We start from the raw sequence: 22,571 nt of genomic DNA on the forward strand, positions 1-22,571 counted from the left end.
GTCCATCATGGCTGTGGAAATCTCACCCCTGGTACGACCATCCCGGCTCAGGCGCCGTGGAGGCCTGCTCGGCGAGTGCCTCGCGGAATTCCTGGGGACGTTCGTCGTCATCTCGTTCGGATGCGGCGTGGTGGCGATGGCGGTGGCCGCGCTGCCGGGTTCCGGCCGCACCGCGAGCCCCACCACCATCTTCGTCGGCGCCGGAGACTGGCTCCTGATCTCGCTGGGCTGGGCCATGGCCGTGACCTTCGGCATCTACGTGGCCGGCGGTGTCAGCGGCGCACACCTCAACCCGGCGGTGACCCTCGCCTTCGCCGTGCGCCGCCGGTTCCACTGGGTCAAGGTCGTGCCGTACATGTTCTCCCAGCTGCTCGGCGCGTTCGCCGGGGCGGCCCTGGTGTACGGCATCTACCACGACGCCATCAACGCCTATGACCAGGCCGCGAAGGACCCCAAGATCAACGGCCACACCCTCGCCTCGTTCTCGATCTTCGGCACGTTCCCGGCGCCGTACTTCCACGGCGGGATCTGGGGCCCCCTGCTGGACCAGATCGTGGGCACGGCGTTCCTCGTCATGTTCGTGGTGGCGGTGATCGACCTGCGCAACACAGCCGTGAAGGCCAACCTCGGCCCCTTCGTCATCGGACTGGTCGTCGCCGCCGTCGGCATGTCCTACGGAGCGAACGCCGGCTACGCCATCAACCCCGCCCGCGACTTCGGGCCGCGCCTGTTCACCTGGCTCGCGGGCTGGAAGGAACTGGCCCTGCCCGGCACGATGCCCGGCTCCTTCAGCGACTACTTCTGGATACCCATCGTCGGGCCGCTGATCGGAGGGGTGATCGGAGTCCTGGTCTACGACCTCTTCATCGGCGACGTCCTGCACATCCGGGCCCGACTCGGCGAACTGCCGGAGATCGGCCAGACCCGCCCGGTGACCACCGCGGACGACGAGTGACCGGGTCGCCGCCCAGCGGCCCACTTTATCTACCGTGGGCCGAGCACAACGCGGGGGCTGCGGAAGCGCCGTGAAGGACGGCTGAGACGGGGGGCTGTGGTGCGGACGGGGTTTGTCGACCGTATGACGCATACGGAGTGGCGAATACGGGGCCGGGGGGATCCGGCGGCGTTCGACCGGCCGGAGGCGCCATGCTGACGGTCTCCAAGGAGTTCCACTTCTCGGCCAGTCATGTGCTGGACCGGCTGCCGAGCGCGCACCCCTGTGCCCGCATGCACGGCCACAACTACATCGTGGTGCTGGAACTGTCGGCGACTCGCGCGGACCTCACCGAGGCGGGTTTCGTCCGCGACTACCGTGAGCTCGACGTTTTCAAGAAGTGGATGGACGACACCCTCGATCACCGGCACCTGAATGAGGCGGTGGGAGCGGGGATCTCTCCTTCGGCGGAGAACCTGGCCGTGTGGATCTTCGACCACTGGATCGACCGCTTCCCGGAGCTGGCCGCGGTCCGGATCTCGGAGACCCCCAAGCCCTGGGCCGAGTACCGGCCGAAGCGCTGAACGAGGACGGTCCCCGCGTGCGGAAGCCGCGCCGGACCGTGCCGTCGGTCGGGTGTTCCCCGGCATGCGAAGGCCCGATCGCTGGCGACGGGGGATGCACCAGCGATCGGGCTACGGCCCACACTAACAACGCCGCTTGCGCGGCGGAGCCGACTGCTCCGCGGCGCAAGGAGGTGTGATCGGGATCACGCGAGAAGGTCTTGGTGGGTGCCCCGGCGCGTGGGGCCGCCAGGTTGGGGTCGCCGCACCGGCTCCGCCCCCGGGCCGGTCATCCGTCGCACGGGGGGTCGTACGGGAGGCGAGGCAGGTACTCCTGCCATTTCTCCGGTGTGAGAACGCCCCGGGTGGCCGAGCAGATGTGGCGAACGGCCGCGTCCGTGTCCAGGTTCCACAGGCGTAGCGTGTCGGCGCCGCTCGACACCCCGAGCAGATGGCTGTTCGGGCTGAACGAGAGGAAGTTGCCCGTCTTGGCGTTGGGGCTCATCGACTGGCCGATGGGGGTGGCCCCGGCGGGGTCGGTGACGTTCCACAGCCGTACGGTGTTGTCGCTGCCACCGCTGGCCAGCGTACGGCCGTCCACGCTGAACGTCAGTGACACGAGCGCCTCGGTGTGCCCGGTGAGAGGGCGGCCCAGCCGGGTGGCCTCCGCGGGGTCGGTGACGTTCCACAGCCGGATCGTGTCGTCGTCGCTGCCGCTGGCCAGCGTCCGCCCGTCCGGGCTGAAGGCGAGAGTGTTGACGGGCCCCAGATGCCCGGTGAGAGGTCTGCCGAGCGCCCGCGCACGACGGGGGTCGGTCACGTCCCACAGCCGTACCGTGCCGTCGGAGCTGCCGCTGGCGAGGGTGCGGCCGTCGGGGCTGTAGGCGAGGGTGTTGACATAGCCCGTGTGCCCGGTGAGGGGCGTGCCCAGGCGGTCGGGGCGGGCCGGGTGGGTGATGTCCAGCAACTGCACGGACCGGTCGTCGTAGTCGAGGGCCAGGGTGTGCCCGTCGGGACTGAGCGCCAGCGCGGGTCCCGCGTACCTCGTGTTCTGCGGGATGGGCGGGCCGTAGGCGACGGGCCGGGAGGGATCGGCGACGTTCCACAGTTGGACCGTGTTGGTGCCTCCCATCAGCACGGCGAGAGTGCGGCCGTCAGGCAGGAACACCATCGACCGGGGCAGGAACTTCGGTGACCGCCGGTCGTCGCCGCCCGTCGTCGAGAAGGGACTGCCCAACGCCACGGGCCGTTCGCCGTCCACGACGTTCCACAACCGGATCCTGCCGTCGCCCGCCCCGGTGGCGAGCACCTTCCCGTTCGGGCTGAACGCCCCGGTCCGGCCGATCATGTCCGATGCCGGGATCGACCACAGCCGGATCCGGCTGTCGCCACTGCCGGTGGCGAGGGTGTGCCCGTCCGGGCTGAAGCCGACGGCGTACATCTCACCGCTGCCGCCCGTGAGCGGTTCCCCGACCTGCGAAGGGAAGGCGGGGTTGCTCACGTTCCACAGGCTCGCCGTGCTGTCCGCGCTGCCCGCGGCGAGCAGGGACCCGTCCGGGCTGAAGGCGACGGACCAGATGGGACCGGTGTGAGTGGCCAGGGGTTTGCCGAGGGAACGCGGATGACGGGTGTCGGTCACGTCCCACAGCCGTACGGTGTCGTCCTTGCTGCCGCTGGCCAATGTCCGCCCGTCGGGGCTGAAGGCGATCGAGTGCACGGTGCTGGACGCGGCGGTCAGGGGGCGGCCGACGGGGCGCGGGTGGCGGGGGTCGGCCACGTCCCACAGCCGGATCGTGGCGTCGTCACCACTGGAGGCCAGCGTCCGCCCGTCGGGGCTGAAGGCGACGGTCCGCACGGAGCCGGTGTGGCCGATCAGCGGCGCCCCGAGAGGACGCGGATGACGGGGGTCGGCGACGTCCCACAGTCGTACGGTGTGATCGTCGTCGGCTGTGGCCAGGGTCCGCCCGTCCGGGCTGAAGGCGGCCAGATAGACCGCGCCGGAGCCGCCGGTCAGGGGCTCGGCGAAGGGGTGCGCGTGCTGCGGGTCGGTCACGTCCCACAGCCAGATGTCGCCGTCGTCGCCGGCGGTGGCCAGCACACGGCCGTCCGGGCTGAACACGGCGGTGCTCACCCAACTGGTGTGACCGGTCAAGGGCTTGCCCAACGGACGGGCGTGCGCCGGATCCGACACGTCCCACAGGCGTACGGTCCGGTCGTAGGAGGCGGTGGCCAGCACCCGGCCGTTCGGGCTGAAGGAGGTGAGGTAGACGGGGCCGCTGTGCCCCCGCAGCGGTGTCGCCAAGGGGGCGTTGACGATCGAGACCAGCCGGTTGTCCGTGTCCTGGTCGTCCGGGCGCAGACGGTGTGCCACCAGGTCCAGTTGGGCGGACAGCGACGGATCCGTGTACTGGGCGCGGTCCGCCTCGGCGAGCACCTGCGCGAACACGGCGTCGTCCCGCTGCCGCCACGCGAGCACCGCCGTGCCCACGGCCAGCAACGCCAGCACGACCAGGGCCGATACGGCGGCACGGCCCATCCGGACGGTACGTCTGCGCAGTCGGACCGACGCGGCCAGGAACTCCACCCCGCTCCGGGTCAGCGACGCGTCGCCCGCGGACATCGCCCAGCCGTGGGCCTGTTCCAGGCGCGAACCCCGGTACAGCAGCGACGAGTCACGGTTCGATCCCTCCCAGGCCCTGCCGTCCTCCTCCAGCCGCTGCCGCAGCAGATTGCCGTTCCTGTCCTCGTCCAGCCAGTCGCGAAGTCGTGGCCAGGCGTGCAGCAGCGCCTCATGGGTGATCTCCACGGTCTCCGCGTCGAGTGTCACCAGCCGGGCACGCACCAGCGCTTCGAGCGACTCCTGCGTCCTGTCGGGATCCGTCGACTCCCGCGTGAGCCGGCGCCGTGTCTCGCGCCTGCGGGTGGCGTGGGTGTCCTCGCCCACTCGCACCAGTCGCAGGAGGAGTTGTCGCGCGGCCGTACGCGCCGCCGGGTCGAGTCCGGACCAGGCCCGCTCGGCGGTCGCCGCCACGGCACCCTGGATTCCGCCCGCCGCGCGGTATCCGGCGAGCGTCAGCCTTCCGGACGTACGGCGCTGCCAGGTGGCCAGCAGGGCATGGGAGAGCAGCGGGAGCAGTCCGGCGTTGTGCGTCCCCTGCGGCCTGCCGGCGCTCACCTCCCGGACGATCAGCTCTGCCAACCCCGGTTCGAGTTCCAGCCCCACGGCCCTGGCCGGGCCGACGACCGCTTCCCGGAGTCCCGCGGTGGTCAGCGGACCCAGCACCGTGTGCCGGTGCTGCAACGCCTCGGCCAGCTCGGGGTACGCGAGGCACTGCTCGTAGAAGTCGGCGCGTATGCCGAGGACGACGAGCGCGGGTGCCGGCTCGCCGGGGCCCGGGGGCGAGGAGGCGGCGTGGAGGAGTTGGACGAAGGTACGCCGGTCCGGCTCGTCCCCGCAGAGGGTGAAAAGCTCTTCGAACTGGTCCACGATGACGACCGGACGGCCGCTGGAGGACGCCGCGCGCCGTGCCCACGCCACGACGGCCTCACGCGCCGCCGGCCCGACCCGCGCGCCGCCACCGCTGCCGCCGCTGTCCGTCCCTCCGCTGTCCGTCCCTCCGCCGTCCGTCCCGGAGGATTCGTCGGAGGCGTCCTTCGGGGGGTCCTGCGGGCCGTCCTCGGAGGTGCTCCCGGAGGTGTCCTCGGAGGCGGTGCTCGCGGCGGAGATGACGGATCCGAGTTCGGGGATGTGGCGGGCCAGCTCCGCCAGGGGATCGCTCCCCGGTACGAGCTGCAGAACGCGCCGCGCCCGGCCGTCTCCGTCGTCCAGCGCGCCGTTCAGCAGCGCGGGCACCAGGCCGGCATTCAGGAGAGACGATTTTCCCGCTCCTGACGCGCCGACGAGCATGACCAGGCCGCCCGCCCTCTCGGCCGCGCGGAGCTCGGCGACGAGAAGGTCCGTGCTGCGTTCCCGGCCGAAGAACCAGGGGGCGTCCTGCGGGCGGTACGAGGCCAGCCCCCGGTAGGGGCATACGCCGGGGACGCCCGGGGCGCCGCTGGGGGGACGAATCTCGTCCTCCGCGGCGGCTGCGGAGGCAGTGGGGGATGTGGGCCGTTCGCCGACCGGGTCGGCCACCGCGCGCTCCCACAAGGACCGCCACCGGGCCAGGTCGTACAGGCCCTCCGACACCGGCGTGGGTCGGGAGCGCCGAGCCTGGGGTATCAGGACGCTCAGCACCGCCGCGAGGGCGGGGAACTGGGCGGGCACGTTCCTGGCCCGTCGCCAGTCGCTGATCCGTTGAGCGGACACCCGCACGGGACGCCCTTGCCGATCGACGCGCTGGAGCCGGACGACCGCCTCGGCGACTCGCTTGAGGGGAGGATCACCGGCCTCCTTGTACAGCAGCGCGAGACGTTCCGCGAAGGCCTCACGCGCCCCCGAGTCGGAGCTCAAGATCCTCCACTCCCTCCTTCCCCCGTGTCCGGACATCCGGACCGGAAAACTTACTCTATGCCGCTGACCTGCAACGAAGCGGTCGACTCGATGCCGGAACCTCCTCTTCCTCACCCCCGGCTGGCACTCTCACTTCCGCGGATCAGCCGCACACCGCCCGACCAGGCCACCAGCTCAGCGCACGGAGATGTCCCATGGCACCGATCGTTTCCGGTCACCGCGCGCCGCAGCCACGGCATGGCGCCCGCCCCGCCGTGTGAACCCGGGGCGTGCGCGGCCCGGGCACCGCGCCACGCCGCCATGTGGCGCATCGATGACCCCCGCCGTCCGGCGCCGGTCCCCACGAGGGGAGGGACCGGCGCCGGGCGAGGGCTCGGCCTTACCGACGACGCGCGTAGGGAGAGTCCTCCGGGAGTGTTCCAGGGGCTGACGCTTTCTCTGCGCCCGAGGGGCGCTGGGACGCTACGACCCCACGCAGCACACCAGGCGTCATCACCGACGTGGACACTTGGGCGCAGCGGGCCACTGCCCCGTGGAACGCGCTGACACCCCACATCCACCAGGACGTCGCGCTCGCGGAACAGGACGGTTCTTTCGGCCTTCCGTTCACCCCGGTGGCCGCTTCGAGGCCGGTCTGCGCCTGACCCTCGGCGGCGGTGCTTCGACCGGGTCGCGGCCCGGCGGGGGCGAGTGTACGGAGAGTGAGGGCCTCCGTCGGGGAAGGGATGACGACGCCGACGGTGGTTTCGGGCGGCAGCTGTTCCAGCAGTTAGCTGACGCCGTCGTGCGCTTCTCGGATCTCGTCTTCGTCGACCCAGGAGCCACCCAATCGGGGCCGAGGTAGGCCGTCCGGGCACGTCTGTCCAGATGCCGGCGGGACGCGGGGGAGAGGGGGGTGACTGCGGGTGTCGCTGAGGACGGTCAGTCCGCCCTCATAGAAGAGGTCGTCGGAGATCGCGGCGATGCGCGGGTGGCACCGGAAATGCTCGTCGAGAAGCAACGCGCCGCCTGCTGAGCGCTCGACGGCGTGGCTCCAGCAGCACCTTTGCCATGCGGCCCAGCAGCGGCAAGTAGTCCGCGACATCTGCCTGAAAACGTCCCAGCGCATACAGCAGCAACGGCTTGTGCGGCACCCGTGCCTCGTCCCGGCTCCGCTGCCTCAGCTTCGCGGCACGCTCCAGCCGATCCATGCCCGTGATCGTGGTGACGCTTGGCCGCACGTCATGCTGTCCGGCCTGTAACTCCTCGTGTGCCTGCGGCAGGCGCACCGGCTTCGCCCATGCGCCTGCCGGCCCGCCATTCCAGTGCCTGGGGTTCCTCGGTGAACTCGATCAGATGCTGTCCAGCGAACCGTTGCAGCGCGTCGCGCACCTCTGCCGGGGTGGCGTAGAAGAACTCCTTCCGGCTGTTGACCTGGTTGACCCGCTGCGAGGCGAACTGTCGGTGGAGTTCCGTCTCCAGGCCGACTGCGTCCTTGCTGAAGATCAGCGCGTGCACGTCGAAGCGGAAGGGCACGGCCGCGCCACTCAACTCGTATACGCGCTCAAGAGGTTCGAGCCTACGCGTCATGCCGATCTTCACGATACGATCGCCAAAGGCGCCGATGTTCGAGATGACGTACACATAGCCGGCGCGGACGTTCGCCGCGCGGGACTCGACATCCTGCAGAGCATTCTCGATCTCGGCCAGTTTGGCCTCCATCTCCGCCACACCCGCCTCGTCACCGCGTTCGCGCAGGCGGTCAAGTGCTGACTGGTAGTGACCGAGTTCCTTGTTCAGCTTCTCGCGCTGCCGGTCGAGTTCCCGCTGGACCGCTGCCTCCTCACGCTCCCGGGCGCGTACCTCGCGCTGGGCCTCCTTTTCCTCTTCCTTCTTCTGCAGGAAGTCGGCGGTGAGTTCCAACTCCCGCACCCGTGCGCTGTGATATTCGTCGGCGATCCGAATGCGCATCGTGGCACCCAGCTTGGCGATCGTCTCGCGGCTCTTATAGAGCCTGTCCACGAGGGAACTCAGCCGATGCGGCCGCATGGACCGTACGGCGTAGTCGGCTTCGGCGTTGTAGGCGCGCAGCATGAGCTTGGAGAAGTCGCGGACCATTTTCTGGCCCTCGCGTTTGGAACCGTTGACCGTCCAGTCCGTGGCTGCCTGGACGGCGCGGCCAGCACGGGCGAGCGCCTTGATCTCGTTCTGCAGTGTGTCGAGCTTGCTGCGGTAGGCGATCGCGTCGTGCAGCGCATGCCGGTAGGCATAGATTCCGGCCTCCTGCAGCATGGCGGTCTCGTCGGCGTTGACGATCCGGCCGTGCAGTTCAGCAAGCCGTCGCTCGGCGTCGAAGACATCCTTGCGGTGCCGGTCGGCTTCCTTGCGGACCCGCTCGGTCTCCTTTGCCGTACGGCGCGCGTCGCCGAGAATCTCTTTTGCCGTCTCACGCGCGTCCTTGAGGATCGCCTCGGCCTCCTCGACAGCTTCGGCGGATGCCTTCTCACGTAGTGCGGCCGCCTCCGCCTCGACCTGCCGTACGAGGCCCGCGACTCGCGCGGCATCCAGCCCTTGTGTCCTTTCGATCCACGCCCGCAACTCTTCGGCCTCGGGCACAGTGGCCGGACGCCGACGCCCGAACAGCCCGCCCTTCCGAGGGGCCGGCACCGCCGTTGCGCTCCCGGGAGCAGCCGCAGTTGGCACCGTAGAGCCTGTGGCAGGACCGGCGGCGAGCGCGGCGGCGGCAGAGTCGGCCTCAGGAACCCACAACTGCCATCCCTTCGGCATTCGGGGCCACGAAGGGTCGGGCCGCCAGTCCGGCGGCGGCATCCATCCTGCGGGTGGCACAGGCCAACCCGGCGGCGGATTGAAACGGTAAGTGCTCATTCCCCACCCCTCGCCCCTGTGGCTCCCCAGCACAGGACGCCGGATAATTCCGGCAAACATAGAGCGGCATTTTCTCGCTGATCAGCCACCAGATCAGCCGCACACTCCACCTCGTGATCATATTGTGACTATGCGTGATGGCCTGCTGGGGGAGAGGGCCGAGTTCCGGGTGGTACGCGACGAGGAATCCGACCGGTGAACTTGTCGACGAGTTACTGAGCCTCGTGCGAGGAGGGAGCGCCGTCGGGACTGATGCGGGCTTGGGGGACAGGTTGACCTGCCCCATGTCCTGGGCTCCAGTTCTGGTAGCTGGCTGACGCTCCTTCACGGAGGGCTGGCAGTCAGGCCTCCTCTCTGTCCAGCGGACTTCCGAGCGCGTGCCATCGCGCTTGTCCAGGCCGGAAAGCAGGCCAAGCAGATCGCGGTCGAGTTCGGCATCCATTCCGATCCAGACCGGCGCCGTGGTCATGGACGGGATCTTCGGCGCTGAGCGACGGCGGTCGTAGTCACTCGGGAATCGATAGTCACGCACTTAGACACACAGCAACGTCAGAGGGCCCTCACCTTGCCGGTGAGGGCCCTCTGACCTGCTACTTAGCTGTCGGGGTGGCGGGATTTGAACCCACGACCTCTTCGTCCCGAATGAGGTTCGGTTGCGTAGCCTGCCAGCTTCGATGGTGTTTCCGCAGGTCGGAGGGGTGGGCTCGGTTGGCGTCGCATGGCCTGGAACGGGCTCGGGGAGCGGATCGGCTCCCAGATGGCTCCCAGGTCGGGCACCTGTTGTGGGGCGACGAGGAGCTGGTTACCGATCGGGAAGCAGGTCGGGGTTATCGATCATGCTGCGGTGTAGGTGGTCCAGGTCGACACCGCAGTGGTTCGCCAGCCGCACGTGACGTTCACGCGCGCGCTGAGGGATCGTCTCGCCGTCCCTGGTGGTGATCACGATGCCGGGACGGGTGGGTGAGTCGATGGCCTCGTTCAGCACGGCCCAGATGAGGTCCTTCAAGACCCCCGCCTTGCCCCAGCAGATGTAACGCTTGACGTTGCCGTCTGTGGCAAGGCAGTGATTGGGCTTGCCCTCCACCGAGTCCGGCACCACTGACCAACCGGGTCCGCAGAAGAAGTGGACAATCTCGTCCGCCCCGCGAAAACGACGGCGGACGTACGGGACGAAGTTGCCGATACCCTCCTGAGCTCGGGCGTACTCCTTCATCGGTACGTCCTTGATCCACACACGGACGTCCTGGTCGCTGGCGAACTTCCGGAGCTCCCCGCCAATTCCCGGGTCATCGAACCAGCGGCGGTACTGAGCGGTCTTCCCGGGATTGCTCAGGAACTCCCAATCCAGCTCGTCGGCGGTGCGGTACATGCTGAGGAGGATGCGACGGCGAAGAGCTTCCGGAAGGTTGAGCTGGGGCAAGGCGGCTACTCCAAGGTGGCGAGGGCGGACGGGAACTGCAGGCGGTGCTCGTCGTACGCGGTTTCGAGACTGGCCGCGTCCTTGATCCACTCTTCCATAAGGGTCGCAACCCGTTGGTCGTTGAACTCAATCTGTGATGGGGCGACTTGGTCCAGGACTTCGAGCTCGCCACCCTCCAGACTCCGCTTGATGTTGAGGGCCGCCGCGATCCGGCGTAGATCGCTGACGAAGTCGAGTACCGTCACGCGCTCCTTGCCCTCCCGGAGTCGGAGCCCCCTCCCCAGCTGCTGGACGAAGATCCGCCGAGAGTGAGTCACTCGGGCGAAGCAGAGGATGTTGACGTCGGGGACGTCCACACCCTCATTGAGGATGTCCACTGAGGTGAGGATGGGGACCTCGCCGCTACGGAAGGCTAGGAGCCGGCTCTGCCTCTCGCGTTTGGCCAGGCCGGCGTGCAGGGCCAAAGCGCCGGACCACAACGGGGTGCGACGCAGTAGTTCGGCCAGTCGCTCGGCGTGCTCGACCGTGCGGCAGAACACGATGGCTCGAGGATTGGCGGTGGCCGCCCATGCGGCAGCCAGCTCGTCTCGGATGGACTCGTCCCGCTGTGGCAGGAAGAGGCGAGCGTTGAGGTCGGCCAGGCCGTACTCGTGCTCGCTCGCCGCTTTGACGACATCCCAGTCGACGTTGTCGACGAACAACCGATAGTCCACTTGGGCCAGGTAACCCCGACGCATTCCCTCCTCGATGCCGAGCGTGAAGCTCGCGGGCCCGAAATGGTGGCTGATGTCATGCGAGTCCCCTCGCCACGGAGTGGCCGTGACCCCGAACTGCCTCGCGGTAGAGAGCACTTCGAGCAGCTCGTCGTACTGTCCGTCCTCGCCGACGTGGTGGGCTTCGTCAACCATGACAAGTGCCGGCCGGTAACCGAAGCGGGCAGCCGGCAGAGCGGAGCCCACTGTGGCGCAGGTCACTCCGGATAGGTCGTCCGGGCGGGTGTCCCCAGTAAGGAGACGGGTGGGGATTTCTTTGGGCAGGTGTCGCCAGAGGGCGCGCTCCAATTGATGGACAAGATCCTTGGCGTGAGCGACAACGAGAACCTGATCCGTGGGGTGGCGGCGGAGGTGCGCCGCGATGACCTCGCCGCCGACCACGGTCTTGCCGAGACCCGTCGCCAGGATGAGCAGGGCGCGTCCGTGTGAGTCCAGGTCCTTGTCCAGGGCCCAAAGCGCTTCGGCCTGGTAGGGGCGAGGCGTCACCTCTCCGAAGCGGGGCGGGATCCCCTTGAAACTGCGGGCGAGGTGACCGCCCTCCCAGAGATGGATGCTGGGACGGATGCGCGATAGAACGTCGACCCGGCGCCGGGCCTCTGAGCTGAAGCGGCTGTTGGTCACGACGACGGCCTGATGCGCACTGTAGTGGTCACGCGCGTTGTCGACCTCGTCCACGGCGTCAGCGCCGACGACCCCTCGTCGCTTCCACTTGCACTGGAAGACCCATAGTTCTCCCCGTCGACGAGCGAGGACATCGCCACCCTCGTCACCGGAGCCATCGATAACGGCTACGTCCGTGAAACCCAGATGCCACAGGAGCCGCTCGACACGCCTAGGGAACTGCAGCGGTCCGGCGTCGAGAAGGGGGGCCGGGTCCAGGAAGCTGTGCATCGCCTCTCCGATCCTCAGCTGTCGTCCGCGAGATCGCGGGCGATCAGGCGGCAGCTGACGCGAATGCGCCCCAGCTCCTCAGGAGTGACCTTCGGCCGGTGCTGCGCGAGGAGCGCCAGATCACTCAGGGGGTTCATCAAGCGTTCCACCATCAAGTCGCGCGCGTCCGAAGCCGACAGCGCGGCATAGGAGCGCCGGAAGACCTTCCCGTCCATAAAGGGGGCTGGCGACTCGCTGATGACACGTAGGACGGCGCTGGCGGGGGCGAACCGGATGAAGTCCCCATTGTTGACAGCCTCGTTCCAGTCGAGCCCGGGCTCCGACTCCAAGGCGAAACGCTCCTCAGCGGCTTCCCTCTCGTCCGCGCGTAGTTGCAGCCAGTGAACTGCCGGCGTCTCCGCGATCACCGGGACCATCAGGGTGCGGATCCGCTCCAGCAGCCGCTCGGCCTCGTCGGCCATCGCTGTCGGTGTGAGGCGAGGGCTGGAAGAGCGCTCCTTGAACAGGAGCAGCAACTGCGACAGCGGCGTCGAGTTGTCGTTCTGCCGGACACGCATGTACTCGGCTGCCTCCAGCAGCGCAATGTCACGCATGTCCGCTCCATGCTCACGATAGAGCGGGTGATCGGAGTCGACGAAGACCTCCAGCTGCGGGGAGCGCAGCATGATGGCGAAGGCCGGGGTCTCCTGCTCCTTGGCATTGGTGAGTCGATGGTCCCGCACAGCCCAGACTCTCAGCTCGATCCGACCCATCTCGGGAATCAGGTACTCGCCCGCGAGGTCGGGGAACTGGTCCGCGCTGTCGCGATAACGCTGCAGCCGTTGTTCGAAGGTCTCTACTGGTGCCGGATCGTCGGCCGGCGGGACGTCCTCAGTCTTGGGGACTTCCTGGTCATCGTCCTCCTCGCCAGGCGATACGGGCCCGAGGCCGGGCAGGAGTTCGTCGGTGCCGCTGTCCGAGTCGGCCCCGGGGTCGTCCTTGTGCGGGTGATCGTGGCTGTAGGCCGCCTCGTACCAGATCTCGTCGCTCTGGTAGTCGGGGTGGTCATCGCGATACAGCTTCGCCCACTGGACGGTCTTCTCGTGAATGGCTTCCTTGCCGTTTCCGGGTACCAAGTAGTTCAGGCCGGGGTCCTGGCGGCGGAAGCCCGAGTACAGGAGCGCCAGCGGACTCTCGTTCTCCGGGAGCTGGCGTCGCTTGGCGATCTCCGGACGCAGCGGGCTCTCCCCACGAATGGCCCGCAGCACCTGGTGCCACTCGGCAGTCTCGAACTCGAAAGCAGTCTTCTGGTAGTTCGGGGTGACGTGGTCGCAGTGAATCTCACCGACGATGCGCCCTGTCGCCGCTTTGGAGTCGATGGGGTACTCAAGTTCCGGCTCGCCGAGGCCGTCCTCGTCGTTCCAGTAGAAGACCCGCTTGTCCTTGAGGAGAATCTTCCGGCCGTTGCGCAGGAAGTCGATGCCATAGTCCGTGCGGTGCACGTAGCGCTGGATTCCGAGCCAGCCCCAGATACGGCGGGAACGAACCTCAAGCCGGTCCTGCTCACACTCGCGGCAGCGATCAACGTCGAGCGGGTTCCAGTACCCGCAGGCCATGCATGCCTTCTTGTCCGAGAGGGGGACGTCTATGCGCTGAACGGCGCTGATCTCTACGCCTCGCCGTGTGACGGTGCGCTTCTCGTCCCAGATACAGGGCTTCCTGGGCGGCAGCTTCTTGCCATTGATCGTCAGCCGGAAGCCCCGTGCCGTCAGGAGGTAGCTGTACACGTCACCCAGCTTCTCCCTGATCACCTTGAGGGCGTTGGGACGACGAAGCGCCTCGAACTGCTCACCCTTGAGGTCGCTGATGGTGATGACAGTCCCGTGCTCAGAGGGGTTGGCCTTGGGCACCTGGCGGTACGGAGCTTGGTACGCGGCCGACGCCTCGATCTGCGGAAGATCAAGCGTGACCTCGGTCCAGAAGGAGTCTCCGGAACGCCCCGTGCGGACGACGGTCTTGCGACCGAGGCGGGCGGTCGCGATGTTGAAGCCCATGCCGAACAGGCCGAGCGCGCCGTGCCGACCGTTTCCGCTCCAGCCAGCGCTGATCGCTTTACGCACCTCGTCGAGACTCATGCCTCGGCCGTTGTCCTGGACGGCCACCTCAGCCGCAGACCGGGAGTCCTGCGCGGTCGGCAGAGAGATGCTCACGGTGGGCCTCTCGCCTCCCGTCTCGGGCGAGGACTGGAACACGTCGAAGGCGTTGTCCACGAGTTCGGCCAGGCACTGCCAGGCCGCGAACTCGATGTCGCCCAGGACGCCGAGGATGCGGGGATGCGGCATCACGTTGATGTACTGGCCTTCAGACATGCGTCGTCGCTCCCCGGGTGCCGTGTACCGCGTCGTGCTTGGTGAAGTGCGTTTGACCGGCGGGGTTTGAGGTTCGCGTTGCCCGCGACTCGCCCCCCGAGATACCTCGCGTCAGCATGCGTTTACTCTACTGACGCCCACTGACAATCAGTTCGGGATCCGCAGGATCGGCCCTCACACCAGCGGCGATGCATCGCCGACGATCCTTCCTGACGCATGCCAGACTGGTTCTCATGATCCGAGAGCCCGCCGAGGTAGTCATCGATGAGAACGGTCGGGTCGAGCTGCCCATGGGGCTACTGGCTGAGGCCGGCCTTGGTTGCGGCAGCCGTCTGCTCGCCTATAGCGCGGGCGACGGCCGCATCATGCTGCGTCGCGCTGAGGACGCCATCGCCGACCTCCTGGGAGAGGGAGACCTGTGAGGCGCGCGTCTTGGGAGCCCTGACGCGTCGCCGGGCTCTCACAAGAGCGATGATCTTGTCGGCCGCCTCCGACGGATCCTCGTGTTCCCAGACTCGCACAGGCAGCCACCCCGACTGCTCCAACAGACGGTTGGTCTCGGAATCCCTCGCGCGGTTCCCCTCGATCTTCTCTCGCCAGAACTCCTCGTTCGTGCCTGGCCACCGGCAATGATCCGGGCATCCGTGCCAAAAGCATCCATCCACAAACACGGCCACCCTCACGCCGGGGAAGGCGACGTCAGCGGTTCGCCGCACGCTAGGCATAGGGCGATGCGACACGCGGTATCGCACTCCCCGCTCGTGCAGGTGTTTGCGTAGGAGCTTCTCCGGAGTCGTGTCACGCGAGCGATTACCCCGCATGGAGGCGCGAACCGAGCGGCTCGCCGCCCAGGAGGACGCCGGCGTTTCTTCCTGGGGCAGTACGTGACCGCGCTCGATGGCCCTGCGCCAAGCCTCGGCGAGGTTCTCGCGACGGGTCTCGTTCTCGACCTCCCCGAGGTAGATCGGCTTGCGGGTAGACCCCTTGTCGGACCAGCGCAAATAGGCGCGGATGCGTCGGGTCTTGGTCAACACTTTCAGCTCGACGGAGGCGCGCGCCCGGCGCCCGTCACCCAGGTCCACCCAGCGTCGGTCAGGTCCGCCAGCGGCTTTGTCCTGCTCCGCCGTGGCTTGGGCCCTTGTCCTGCCGGGTCGCCCTTTCCATGCCCTCGCGGGTGGTTGCTTGTCTTTCCAACGACCCTGGTGGGGGGGTGCCTTCACGGAGGTCACCTCGTGCTCCGCGCGTTGTCCAGGGCGTTGGCCACCGCCTTCGCGAAGAACTCGCCCAACAGGACGGGAACGGCGTTCCCGAGCTGCCGCATCTGCTCTCCCCGCGGGCCCTCCAGTACCCAACTGTCAGGGAAGGTCATCACGCGAGCCGTCTCTCGTACGGTCATGTACCGATGCTTGTACCTCCATCCACCCGGAACGGAAGCGTCGCGAACGCGATCATCGGTCAGCATCACCGATTCCCCGCCCGGTACTCCGTGGACACCCGCCTTCACCGTCTTCGCCGGGCGGTCCAGCTCGTTCGGAGTGTGCCCCTTGTAGATACGCGCCCCAGGCCAACCGATGTGGTTCGTCACGCCGCCCAGGCGGTGCTCCTTGCGGTCCAGGTAGCTCCAAAGGTCCTGAGGGAGCGGCGGCTCGCCCTCCAGTCCGGCGAGGGCGTCACGGAAAGTCCGCCACGGGAGGCGGGAAGCCTCCTCCGTGTCGAACGCGACCTGCTTGGGGAGACCGGCCATGACGCGCTCACGCACGTGGTCGGGAACCGCGTGGCCGCGAATCTCACGGTGCCGCTCCCAGTAATCGCCCTTCCGCATGGAGTGGACCAGAGCCGCGTAGGAGTGCGTGGGCCTCACGCTCCGTTTGAACTCCTCGACGTCCACGCCGAGATCTCGACGAAACGCGACGATGATCACCCGGTTCCTGATCTGCGGTACGCCATAGTCGGCCGCGTTGACGGTCGTGGCCACCACGTCGTAGAGCTCGTGGCCCCCGGACGGATCGGAGGAGCGGCCGTCTCTCAAACCAGCGTCGTAGGAGCGCAGGAGAGCGTCGTGCTCCTGCCACGTGCTGTCCGGGTCGCGCTTCAGGTAGGGGTAAGACAACTCCCGCAGGATGTACTGGAAGTAGGGCTCGAAGGACTTACGTCGAAGCCCGACGACGTTCTCGCAGATGACGGCCTTCGGCTGAATCTCGCGGACGGCCCGGAACATCTCCGGGAACATGTTTCGCTTGTCCTCGTCCCCCTTGGCGATGCCCCCCAAGCTGAACGGCTGACATGGCGGCCCGCCGGCCAAGACATCCACCTTGCCGCACAGGTAGTTCATGTCGAGCGTGCGGACGTCGCCCTTGACGAGGGGCACGGGCCCACCTGGATCGGGGATCCACTCCTCATCTCCCCGCTCCTTGGCGCCGTTGGCCTCAAGCGTCTCGCAGGCGCGTGTGGCGACCTCGCTGTAGAGGAGCGGCCTAAACCCCGCTCGCCCGACGGCCATGGCCAGGCCGCCACCGCCGGCGAACAGCTCCACCGCCGTACGGTCAGGAGATCGTTCTTCTTGCTGCTCAGACATTGTAAAACCATACCGCGGAGTAGGTCCCTCTGGGAAGCCAAGTGCACTGATTCACCATGCGAGTCAAGAGCGCATGGACGTGTACGAGGCAACCTGGACGGTGCGTCGGAGCGAGCCTGGCTCAGGCAGTTAGGGCATTGGCGCAGGACGGCTGGCCTTTCACGTTCGGTCTGCGGACAAGAGGCGCTTCCTCCAGGGATGGGCTGGGACGGTCATCGCGATCGAATCCGCCAGCCAGACGCGTTGCGACTCGTCCAGTAGTGGCAATACCGCTTCGAAGTCAGTCTCGTCCTTGGCCCGCGTGGCCTTGGCCTTGTAAAAGAGCTGGACCTCGGGCGCAAGGTACGGGATTCCGGTCGGGCTCCTCCGCCCCACTCGGCCGAGCGGAAGTCGGACCCCTGGGTTGCGCCGCGAGACCCAATGGGCGCCCTCGGCCTCGTCCAGCATGAGTTGCACCGACCAGGGTGCGTTACGTGTACGTCTACACCAGATGTCGTGGAGGGGATGTTCAAGCGTCTCTCCTAGACGCCAGGGACGTAGGTGCCCCGCGCCAGGCGGGTCCGCAACGTACATGTCCCAGTTGCTCAGCACGTCTCGCACGAGCGCTTGATCGCGACGAAGGACAAGGACGTCGAGGTCACCGTGCGGGCGTAGCTCGCGACCTACGGCGAGCTCGATCGCGTACCCGCCGGCGATCCACCACGGGAAGTCGGCTTCGGCGAACATCACGGCCAGGTCCTCCGGACGAGCCGGCACCCAGCGCCCCAGTTCATGAACACTCACCCGTCCATGCTTTCAGCGAACGAGGCGCTGGGCGGAACATCGCAGGTCGGCAGAATGCGGCGGTTGGCTACGGGGTGAGCCGGTTCGGCCCGCGGAAGAGGAAGGTGGCCTCGCGGATCGACTCCAGGCCGAGCATGACCATCAGTACGCGTCCGAGGCCCATGCCCAGCCCGCCATGCGGCGGGCACCCGTACCGGAACGCGTTCAGGTAGTCCTGCATCGGCTCCCGGCTCATGCCCTTCTCGGCTGCCTGCTTCAGCAACACGTCGTAGCGGTGCTCACGCTGCGCGCCGGTGGTGATCTCCAGCCCCTTCCAGAGCAGGTCGAAGCTCAGGGTCACGCTCGGGTCGTCGGCCGGCCGCATGTGGTAGAAGGGCCGGATGCCCACCGGGTAGTGCGTGACGAACACGAACTCGTGCCCGGTGACCTGCCGGATGTGGGCGCTGATACTCCGCTCGCCCTCCGGGTCCAGGTCCTCCTTGATCCCTTCCGGGTCCCAGCCGCCCTTGCGCAGGATCTCGTGCGCCTCGGCCATGGTGATGCGGGGGAAGGGCGTCGTGGGGACCGTGATCTCCACACCGAACCGCTCGCGGACGGCCTCGCCGTGGGCGTCGGCGACTTTGGCGATGGCGTGGGTGAGCATCTGCTCCTCGAACGCCATGACGTCCTCGACGCCGTCGATCCAGGCGAGCTCGACGTCGACGCCGGTGAACTCGGTGGCGTGCCGGGAGGTGAACGACGGCTCGGCACGGAAGACGGGCCCGATCTCAAAGACCTTCTCGATGCCGGCCGAGATCGCCATCTGCTTGTAGAACTGGGGCGACTGGGCCAGGTAGGCGCTGCGGCCGAAGTAGCCGAGCTCGAAGACCTCCGCTCCGGACTCCGAGGCGGTGCCCATGAGCTTGGGGGTGTGCATCTCCGTGGCGCCCTGCGCGTAGGCGTACTCGCGCAGCCCCTGTTCCAGGGTGGTCTGCACGGCGAACATCAGCTGGGCGGCGGGACGGCGGCGCACGTCCAGGAAGCGCCAGTCCAGCCGGTGCTCGACGCCCGTCTGCTCGTCGATCGGCAGCGGGGTGGCGGCCGGGTTCAGGACCTCGACGGCCTCCGGAACGATCTCCAGGCCGCCTAGCTTGACCTGGGCGGCGTCCGCGACCCGTCCGGTGATCTTGACGGCGGATTCGGGAGTGAGGGCTTGGAGCCGGGCCTCCAGCGGCCCGTCGTCACGCTTGTGGGTCACCTGCACCATGCCGGTTCCGTCGCGTACGACGACGAATTGCATCTTGCTCTGCAGGCGCAGGGTGTTCACCCAGCCGAAGACGGTGACGGTACGGCCGACGTGTTCTCGCAGGTCGGAGACGTGTACGCGGCTTTGGATCATTGCGGTCCTCCGAAGGACATCGTCATGATCCCTTGGGAGTGCGGGCGAGAAGGGCAACTCGCGGTACCACCGCACTTTCACCGCCACCAAGTGGCGGCCTCGTTCTGGCCCGGTGACGGGGGCCGGCCGGCGGGGCATTGGGCCATAAGAGGGGCCGTTCCTCCCCGCGCTCGGGAGGGTCTTCGCCTCGGGGCGCGAGACCGCCTTCCCAGCTGCCGGCGGCTCTCTCTGCTCGCGTGGTCCCTGGCTACTCGTCTCCGTCAACGCGTTGCCCGGAAGAATACGAACACCACGATCGCGTCCGCAATCGAGAATGCGAGGGCAGCGTCGCGGGGCTTTGTATCCGGTGCGACGTCGCACATCTATGCGAGCGTGGAGCGTGGAGTGGCTGCGGTCGAGGTCGGCTGGAGCCGTGGCGAGCGGTCAGCCGACGTAGGGGTACGCACCTGCGGGGGAAGGGGACGGGCGAGGGAAGTACGGGGTCGGCCGAAAAACGTCGGTGCGGAGGTAGGGCGAGTGGTCCGGGGCGTAGGTCCGGCGTCGGTACCCTGGAGCGCATGTCTACTGCCCCGGTTCGCGTTCGTTTCGCCCCGTCCCCGACCGGCATGTTCCATGTCGGTGGTGCACGGTCCGCTCTCTACAACTGGGCGGTGGCGCGACAGTCCGGCGGCAGGTTCGTCCTGCGGATCGAGGACACCGACGCGGCCCGGAACAAGCCGGAGTGGACCGAGGGCATCATCAGCGCGCTCGCGGCGATCGGTATCCATGGCGAGGATGCGGCTTTCGAGGGGCCGTACTTCCAGTCACACAACGCCGACCGGCACCGGGAAGCGGCTCAGCAGCTCTTCGCAGCCGGCCGGGCGTACTACTGCGACTGCACCCGGGAGCAGCTGAAGGAGCGCACGGGGTCGGAGCACCTCGGGTACGACGGGTTCTGCCGGGACCGGGGGCTGGCCTTCGAGGAGGGGCGGGCGCTGCGGTTCCGGACGCCGGACGAGGGGGAGACCGTCGTGGTCGACCTGGTCCGCGGGGAGCCGGCGTTCCCGAACAGCGCGATCGAGGACTTCGTGATCGCCCGTGGTGACGGGTCCCCGGTTTTTCTCATCGCTAACGTCGTGGACGACCTGGACGAGGGAATCACGCAGGTCATCCGAGGCGAGGAGCACCTGTCGAACACGCCGAAGCAGCAGCTGCTGTGGGAGGCGCTCGGTGCCAAGCCGCCTGTGTGGGCGCATCTGCCGGTGATCGTGAACGAGAAGCGGCAGAAGCTGTCCAAGCGCCGGGACAAGGTGGCGCTGGAGGACTACCTCGCCGAGGGCTTCCTGCCCGAGGCGATGGTGAACTACCTCATGCTTCTCGGCTGGGGCCCGGGTGACGACCGGGAGATCAGGCCGTACGAGGAGCTGGAGCAGCTCTTCCGGATTGAGGACGTCAACACCGCGCCGGCCTACTTCGACGTGAAGAAGCTGACGGCGTTCAACGGCGAGTACATCCGCGCCCTGTCACCGGAGCAGTTCGCCGCCGCCTGCGCGCCGTGGCTCGTCGCCCCGTACGCGCCGTGGCGGCCGGAGGCGTTCGACAAGGACGTCTTCGAGGCGGCGGCTTCCCTGGCCCAGACCCGGCTGGCGCTGCTTTCCGAGATCACCAGCTATGTGGACTTCCTGTTCCTCGACGAGCCGGTCGAGGACGAGGCGTCGTGGAACAAGGCGATGAAGGCAGGCGCCAGCGACATCCTGTCGGACGCCCGCGCCGAGCTGGCCGACGTCGCGGACTGGAAGGCGGACGACCTGAAGGCCGTCCTGCTCGCCGTCGGGGAGAAGCACGGGCTGAAGCTGGGCAAGGCCCAGGCGCCCATCCGGGTCGCGGTCACCGGCCGGACGATCGGACTCCCGCTGTTCGAGTCCATGGAGCTGCTCGGCCGGGACCGCGTGCTGGCCCGTCTGGAAGCTGCCAGCAAGAAGCTGGTCGCGCAGGCTTAGCCGCTGGTCAGGCGACCTGCGTCAGGAGGTTGCCCCAGGCGTCGCCGAAGTAGTTCAGGTCGAACCGGGCCAGGGCCTCGTACGCGGCCTTGGCCTCGGTGTGGCGTGTCGCCGCGCGCTGCCGGACCTGTGCCGGGAGGCGGCGGAGGTCCGGGGCCGGCTGGCCAGCCAGCGCGGCGAGGTCGCCCAGGCCGGCCACCGGGCGGATGAGGCAGGGCAGGCCGAGGAGTAAAGCCTCGGCGGCGCAGCGGCTCCAACCCTCCCGCATCTGGGGGAGGAAGACACCGACGTCACAGGCGCGCAGCAGACGCAGGTATCGCTCGCGCTCGACGTCGTAGTGCGCGCTGTCGAGGCCGATGGTGTTGCTGCCGCTGGTGATCACCCGCAGTCCGGGAACGCCAGCCAGGGCCGCCGAGACCTCCTCGGTCCCCTTCCAGTGCACGGCCTTGCCCGCGTAGACGCCGATCACGTCGGGTGGCAGGCCGAACTCGGCGCGGCACTCGGCCCGGTCGTAACCGCGTGCCTGCTCTACTTCGGCCATGTCGAAGGCGTTGTAGATCACCCGTACGTTGCGGACGCCGCGGGCGCGGAGCTGGTCGGCCCAGTACGGGGCGACGCACACCACGGCGGCGCACTGCGGCAGAACGCGGAACAGCCTCTCCCAGAGCATGGCCTCGATGGGGGCGGAGTCGTGTTGGAGCGGTTCGTAGTGGTGCAGGAGGAACACCGTGCGGGCGCGCATCTCGGGTGTGAACAGCAGCAGGCTCAGGTCGTCCCACACGAAGGTGCCGGTGGTGCCGTGCAGCGCCCGTATGGAAGGGGCCAGGCGGGCGAGGTGGCGGAGCTTGCGCCAGCGGCGGACCCGGTAGGTGCGCTTGTGGTCCGGGACGGTGCGCCATTCCACGTCGCCGGCCGTCACCTCGTGGAGCATCCGTAGGTAGACCCGGCCGCCGGTCCGGCCGACCGGCTCCATCGAGTAGACGACCCGTTTCACGGACGTACCTCCTGTATGTGGTGGACGTACTCGGCGTGCAGTCGCGCGTGCATGGTCTCCAGATGGGGGCCGAGGCCGCGGGCGGCGTCGGCGAGGGGGAGGTGGAAATCGCCCAGGGTCTGGAGGAACCGTCGGCGCCGGTCGAGGTTCGGGGACGCGGCGAGGTCTCGGAGGTTGTGCAGGCGGTCGGCGAGCCGGACGAGGAGCTCCTCGGGCGGGAGCGCGGCCTGCTTCGCGCGCCAGCGGGTCTCGTCGCCGACGGACTTCGTGCGCTGTTCGAGGCGGTGGTCGGCCGTCATGGCACGCAGGCGAGCGGTGAACGGGCCGCCGAGGTGATGGACGAGCAGTGCCTCCGACTCAGGGGACACCTCCAAGGCGTCATGGAGGAGAGCGAGGAGGAGGGTCTCGGGGCGCCGGACGCCGATCTCCGTTCGCAGAAGCCTGACGACGGCCAGCGGGTGCTCCAGGTAAGGCGTGCCCTGGTCGCGGGTGTGGCCGTCGTAGACCGTGAGAGCGAGGCCGGCGGCCACGCGGGCGCGGGACTGCTCGTTCAGGCTCCACGTCGCGGTACCGAGCACGGTCAGGACGTGGTCGAGATCGATGGGGTCCATCCGC

The 22,571-nt window shown here is 68.2% G+C and carries 13 protein-coding genes and 3 pseudogenes; 4 read left to right on the plus strand and 12 right to left on the minus strand.

All coding sequences use genetic code 11. From position 1 onward, the window contains the following. Window positions 1-7: 7 nt before the first annotated feature. Window positions 8-955, plus strand: coding sequence for an MIP family channel protein (locus tag AB0C59_RS08880; protein ID WP_363002108.1), 948 nt, complete (start codon window positions 8-10; stop codon window positions 953-955). A gap of 191 nt (window positions 956-1,146) precedes the next feature. After that, window positions 1,147-1,518 carry a 6-carboxytetrahydropterin synthase gene (locus AB0C59_RS08885; protein ID WP_363002110.1) on the plus strand — a complete coding sequence of 124 codons (372 nt, stop codon included), beginning with the start codon at window positions 1,147-1,149 and terminating at the stop codon, window positions 1,516-1,518. A 268-nt stretch (window positions 1,519-1,786) separates the two neighbouring features. Here the strand turns inward: AB0C59_RS08885 and AB0C59_RS08890 are convergent, their stop codons facing one another. The 5 genes and pseudogenes from AB0C59_RS08890 to AB0C59_RS08910 form a co-directional block, all read right to left on the minus strand. Further along, the gene (locus AB0C59_RS08890; RefSeq protein WP_363002112.1) at window positions 1,787-5,950 is read right to left on the minus strand and encodes a hypothetical protein; all 4,164 of its coding nucleotides are present in this window, start codon (window positions 5,948-5,950) and stop codon (window positions 1,787-1,789) included. Window positions 5,951-7,032: 1,082 nt separating this feature from the next. Continuing rightward, a pseudogene (locus tag AB0C59_RS08895) lies at window positions 7,033-7,140 on the minus strand (restriction endonuclease); the annotation flags it as partial. A 31-nt stretch (window positions 7,141-7,171) separates the two neighbouring features. Beyond that, entirely contained in the window at window positions 7,172-8,545 is a 1,374-nt protein-coding gene (locus AB0C59_RS08900) for a DUF4041 domain-containing protein (RefSeq protein WP_363002114.1), read from the minus strand. Window positions 8,546-9,617: 1,072 nt separating this feature from the next. After that, window positions 9,618-10,184, minus strand: a complete 567-nt coding sequence (locus tag AB0C59_RS08905; RefSeq protein ID WP_363002116.1) for a hypothetical protein — start codon at window positions 10,182-10,184, stop codon at window positions 9,618-9,620. Between the two features lie 56 nt (window positions 10,185-10,240). Next, window positions 10,241-11,899 (minus strand): DEAD/DEAH box helicase family protein, encoded by a 1,659-nt coding sequence (locus tag AB0C59_RS08910; protein ID WP_351243825.1) that lies wholly within the window; start codon window positions 11,897-11,899, stop codon window positions 10,241-10,243. Between the two features lie 1,474 nt (window positions 11,900-13,373). Here AB0C59_RS08910 and AB0C59_RS08915 point away from each other — a divergent pair. Next, window positions 13,374-13,544: pseudogene (locus AB0C59_RS08915) on the plus strand (hypothetical protein); the annotation flags it as partial. A gap of 223 nt (window positions 13,545-13,767) precedes the next feature. On the opposite strand, the pseudogene AB0C59_RS08920 reads toward AB0C59_RS08915, so the two are convergent. The 5 genes and pseudogenes from AB0C59_RS08920 to aspS all read right to left on the minus strand — a co-directional run. Further along, window positions 13,768-14,247: pseudogene (locus tag AB0C59_RS08920) on the minus strand (ATP-binding protein); the annotation flags it as partial. A 296-nt stretch (window positions 14,248-14,543) separates the two neighbouring features. Continuing rightward, a complete protein-coding gene (locus AB0C59_RS08925; protein WP_363002118.1) occupies window positions 14,544-15,329 on the minus strand; it encodes a very short patch repair endonuclease in 786 nt (261 codons plus the stop codon). Between the two features lie 143 nt (window positions 15,330-15,472). Further along, window positions 15,473-16,780 (minus strand): DNA cytosine methyltransferase, encoded by a 1,308-nt coding sequence (locus tag AB0C59_RS08930; RefSeq protein ID WP_363002120.1) that lies wholly within the window; start codon window positions 16,778-16,780, stop codon window positions 15,473-15,475. A gap of 201 nt (window positions 16,781-16,981) precedes the next feature. Further along, window positions 16,982-17,548: an amino acid transporter gene (locus AB0C59_RS08935; protein WP_351890812.1), complete on the minus strand. Its 567-nt coding sequence runs from the start codon at window positions 17,546-17,548 to the stop codon at window positions 16,982-16,984. A 124-nt stretch (window positions 17,549-17,672) separates the two neighbouring features. After that, window positions 17,673-18,983 carry an aspartate--tRNA(Asn) ligase gene (aspS, locus tag AB0C59_RS08940; protein ID WP_363002122.1) on the minus strand — a complete coding sequence of 437 codons (1,311 nt, stop codon included), beginning with the start codon at window positions 18,981-18,983 and terminating at the stop codon, window positions 17,673-17,675. A 605-nt stretch (window positions 18,984-19,588) separates the two neighbouring features. On the opposite strand from aspS, the gene gltX reads away from it, so the two are divergent. Next, a complete protein-coding gene (gene gltX / locus AB0C59_RS08945) occupies window positions 19,589-20,962 on the plus strand; it encodes a glutamate--tRNA ligase (RefSeq protein WP_363002402.1) in 1,374 nt (457 codons plus the stop codon). A 7-nt stretch (window positions 20,963-20,969) separates the two neighbouring features. Here the strand turns inward: gltX and AB0C59_RS08950 are convergent, their stop codons facing one another. Continuing rightward, window positions 20,970-21,956, minus strand: a complete 987-nt coding sequence (locus tag AB0C59_RS08950) for a glycosyltransferase (protein ID WP_363002124.1) — start codon at window positions 21,954-21,956, stop codon at window positions 20,970-20,972. Next, on the minus strand, window positions 21,953-22,567 hold the full coding sequence (locus AB0C59_RS08955) for an HD domain-containing protein (RefSeq protein ID WP_363002126.1): 615 nt from the start codon (window positions 22,565-22,567) through the stop codon (window positions 21,953-21,955). Before AB0C59_RS08955 ends, AB0C59_RS08950 begins: the two co-directional genes overlap by 4 nt. Between the last annotated feature and the right edge of the window lie 4 nt (window positions 22,568-22,571).

The sequence above is a fragment of the Streptomyces sp. NPDC048664 genome, assembly GCF_040650555.1.
In the GTDB taxonomy this organism is placed as follows: domain Bacteria; phylum Actinomycetota; class Actinomycetes; order Streptomycetales; family Streptomycetaceae; genus Streptomyces.